4 protein-coding genes are annotated in these 3,712 nt (G+C 34.9%); 2 read left to right on the forward strand and 2 right to left on the reverse strand.

Features of this window, described 5'->3' with window-relative positions:
* Both EGI22_RS15020 and EGI22_RS15025 read right to left on the reverse strand, forming a co-directional pair.
* The coding region (locus EGI22_RS15020) for an IS110 family transposase (protein ID WP_255069285.1) at positions 1–279 on the reverse strand (279 nt) is incomplete at its 3' end.
* A gap of 403 nt (positions 280–682) precedes the next feature.
* Complete coding sequence (locus EGI22_RS15025) at positions 683–2,305, reverse strand: hypothetical protein (protein WP_255069286.1); 1,623 nt, start codon at positions 2,303–2,305, stop codon at positions 683–685.
* A gap of 314 nt (positions 2,306–2,619) precedes the next feature.
* Here EGI22_RS15025 and EGI22_RS15030 point away from each other — a divergent pair, with 314 nt between their 5' ends.
* On the forward strand, positions 2,620–3,507 hold the full coding sequence (locus tag EGI22_RS15030) for a tyrosine-type recombinase/integrase (RefSeq protein ID WP_255068920.1): 888 nt from the start codon (positions 2,620–2,622) through the stop codon (positions 3,505–3,507).
* Positions 3,486–3,712: transposase zinc-binding domain-containing protein (locus EGI22_RS15035; protein WP_255068919.1), on the forward strand; the 227-nt coding region annotated here is incomplete at its 3' end. The genes EGI22_RS15030 and EGI22_RS15035, both read left to right, overlap by 22 nt.

Here is a 3,712-nt window from a genome sequence, read left to right on the forward strand (position 1 = left end):
AAACTTGCCATTACACAAGATCACTTGAAAACCACGACTAATCAGAACGGCATAAAGTGCTTGCCAATAAGTACCTGTACTTTCCATAGCTACAGTGGTTACTTTGTTTTCTTCAAGCCAATCCGCGATAGCATGAAGGTCTTCATTAAAAACACCAAATTCTTTGATGTCTTTTTCTTTTTGACCTACTGAGACCCAATGAGAACGGCTACCTATGTCAATTCCACCAGCATGCGGATTGACAATTTCCATGGATAATGATTCATTTTTCTGATCCATAAAATTTGAGTTTAAATTTAAAAAATACTCAAAGGGAGTGCTCTTTTGGAATAATAAATATTCTGAACGGGGTTTCGTATTCTGATAGTAATCGGAACAGAACCGCCACTTAAGTTATGACACACACTCCAACCAGGATTGCACTCGTGCTATTACGCAACAGTTTAAAAATCGGCCTTGCAATGAGTTTTCAAATTTAAGGGATTGTTTCATAAGTGCTTCCACGTTAGCATACTAAGTTAATTGGCGAGGCTTATATTCTGGATTGCTGATAACGTTAAATGTATGAAATGTTGCCGACTTCGAAGCTCAAATTTATCAAGTTGTGATGAAGTTGACACGAGCTACAAAGCTCAAATAACATACGATTCGGCAATTTTTTATACATATTGTTGTGCTTTCGTTATTCTTTTTCCTCAGTTTCCATTAGTCTTTCTCTAATCTGAGATTTCTTAAGATAAAACCTATGATTCAGCTTTGTAGATTCAACTATCTCATATTGCAATCTACCATTATTATAAAGTTCAATTGTCTTCCCAATCAAATTGATGATATATTTTTGTAATGCCAAATTCATGATTCTAGCTGGAACTTGTAAAACCATCGGTTTATTATCCTTTTCTCCAGTTACTAATGAACCGTCAGAGCCGACATTGATTTTAATTGTATTATCTTCAAATCCTTCTGATTTAAGTACTAGATAATTACAAAAAACAGATTGAGTAAACTGTTCTGAAAATTCCTTAATTGAAATTCTCTCACCTTGTTGAGAGAGGTAGCCACTTTTCAGTTTTTCTAATTCCTCAGGAAAGTTTATTGTATCAATTGGGTTAGTATCTTGGTATTCTTTAATGTGAGGAGTAAATTTTACATTTTTAAGCATTTCACTAAGAGTGCTTTTCTCTGACGAATCAATAAAACCTTTGTTATCAATTTCAGAAGTGAAAAATTTCTCTCCATTAAATAATTGATATTCAACTTGTAGATATTCTGATTCTGTGTATAGCCATAAATTATATAAAAACTGTGAAGAATGAATAGCTCTTTTTATAAAGTCGCCATAAGGTTCTAAATCTTTTAAAATGAGCATTGATTTTCTATCAGATGTTTTTAATTCAACGATTCTAAAGCCTTGTGATTCAATGCCAGAATAAAAGTCTAATAATTTACCATCGCCTCTTACGTTAATTAAGGTTTTATCAAGTTTATTAACTTCGGATTGCACATCTTCAAGGTTGTCAAATCCAAAAATTGTCTCAGAAATCCGAACTAATTTGAAAATCAGTAAGATTCTTTTTAATACTTCAGATAATTCCTGTCGGGTTAATTTGAATTCATAAACATCACCACTTTTATTGAAGGCACAAATTATCTCATTGTTTATTATCCGTGAGTTATGGTGATATGCAATATTTCGCCATTGATTTAATCTGATATTATGCGGTTGTAAAATCAAGAGATCTGCCAACTCTGTAGTATTTATTAATTCATCAATTACTACTCCTAAATCTTTCTGTTTTATCTCTGCAATATCATATTGCTTATTTCTTTTTATTTTATTGAGTTGAAGAAGCATCTTAAAAAAGGATTTTGACAATCCTTCAATTGTTTGACCTATCATATGCAATGACTCTTCAACGAAATCTTCAATGCATAATTTATGAAGTTTCATTTGATTATTATGTAAACTCCAAAACCTTGAAATACTCTGAGTTGTTTCAGGCATCCATTGTGCATATGATTCAATTGCTAGTTTTTTGTTCTTTTCTTTGGCTCCATTAAGAATGTCTAATATGTTGTCTATAAATTTCAAAGAATCTGGATATTCCTTATAAACCGACAAGTATGCTAACCAATTGGATGTTAAGTCCGAAACTGCATATTTTTTCAAGCTTTCTTGATTTGAGAAATATGGAGCAAATGAATCAATTATTGAAACTTTAATATCATCAGGGGTTAATCCAAAATCATAAAAATGAGAAAGAGGACTTACTTCGTCATAATATTTTATTTTCTTATTCTCCATCAGTTTGTAGTACGGTTTCTCATAATGAAGCACAACGTTTTGCAGCTACCCGAAGGGCGGGACTTTTACCACAAAACTTGTTTTGAAAAACTAATGTTTGATTAACCACAAAACTGTCTTTGGAACACGAAACCCCGCCTTTTGGGTAGCTGCTGTTGAACTAAACCTTCGGTAGTTTTTGGCATGATATTGATTGAAATACTAGATTTAAACCAATTAAATTTTATAATCATGACACCAAAAAAAAGCCTGAAGAGCTGGGACAACACACTTTAATTGCTCAAGCTGACAATGAAATTAAGGGATTCAAAGAATTGAACCAAAAGTTTGAGAAGAAACTTTCGATATTAGGTCGAAGTCGGAGTACTTATCTCAACTATATCAGGCATTTAGCTAAGATTGCACTGCATTTTAAATGTATTCCTACCGAACTTGATGAAGACCAACTAACGGACTATCTCAACCTCGTACAAGAAGAGCATAAAACACCCTCCGAGAGTTATTTTAAATTTACAATTTACGGCTTGAGATTGCTTTTTAAAATAGAAGGCATTAAGCCGATAGATATGGGATTGCCCAGTATTAAGAAAGACAAAAAGCTTCCTGTCGTGCTTAGTAAAGAAGAAATTTGGCGGCTACTAAATGCACCTGATTTATTGAAGCATAGAATCTTGATCGGCCTTTTGTACGGCTGCGGTCTTCGTTGTTTTGAATCAAGGAATGTCCGATTGAGAGATTTGGATTTTGATCGTAAAATGCTCCATGTTTATCAAGGAAAGGGTAAAAAAGACAGGTATGTTCCGCTTAGTGAGCATCTTATTAGGGGTCTGAAGAAGTATATTGGAGCCGAAAATCCTGTAGATTGGGTCTTTAATGGTCAGCCCTTGGAGAATCGCAAAGGTGGCGATTTTGATAGCCGATATTCACAAAAAGGAGTACAATGGGCAGTAAGACAGGCAGCCAAAAAAGCTGGAATAGTTAAACACGTAAACGTACATACGCTCAGACATACTTATGCGACACATTTGCTCGAAGATGGCACAGATATCGTAACGCTGAAAGGGCTACTCGGTCATGAAAGTATCGAGACCACGATGATTTATCTACACGTAGCCCAAAGTGGTAGAGTAAAACCTTTTAGTCCTTTAGATACGCTTTTTGCTGAATACTGCCCAGTAGTATGCAATCCAAGTGGGAAGTAGCCGATATACTATATCGCTTGGGTGAAAAGGTAGAAGATATAGGAATAAATACATGGCAATTACGCACCCTATCGGCCATAAAACGTTGCCGAACCGCAGCCTTGGGTGGCCATATAGATGCCTGTGATAGTTGTGGCAATATTAGCCTAAGTTATAACTCCTGTCGAAATCGACACTGCCCCAAGTGTCAGGGCGAGAAACGGGA

The sequence above is a fragment of the Lacihabitans sp. LS3-19 genome (genome assembly GCF_024343575.1).
Taxonomy (GTDB): domain Bacteria; phylum Bacteroidota; class Bacteroidia; order Cytophagales; family Spirosomataceae; genus Leadbetterella.

Excerpts from the sequence above, each read along its gene's own strand:
- EGI22_RS15025 (WP_255069286.1), bottom strand. The coding sequence starts at position 2,305 with ATGGAGAATAAGAAAATAAAATATTATGACGAAGTAAGTCCTCTTTCT.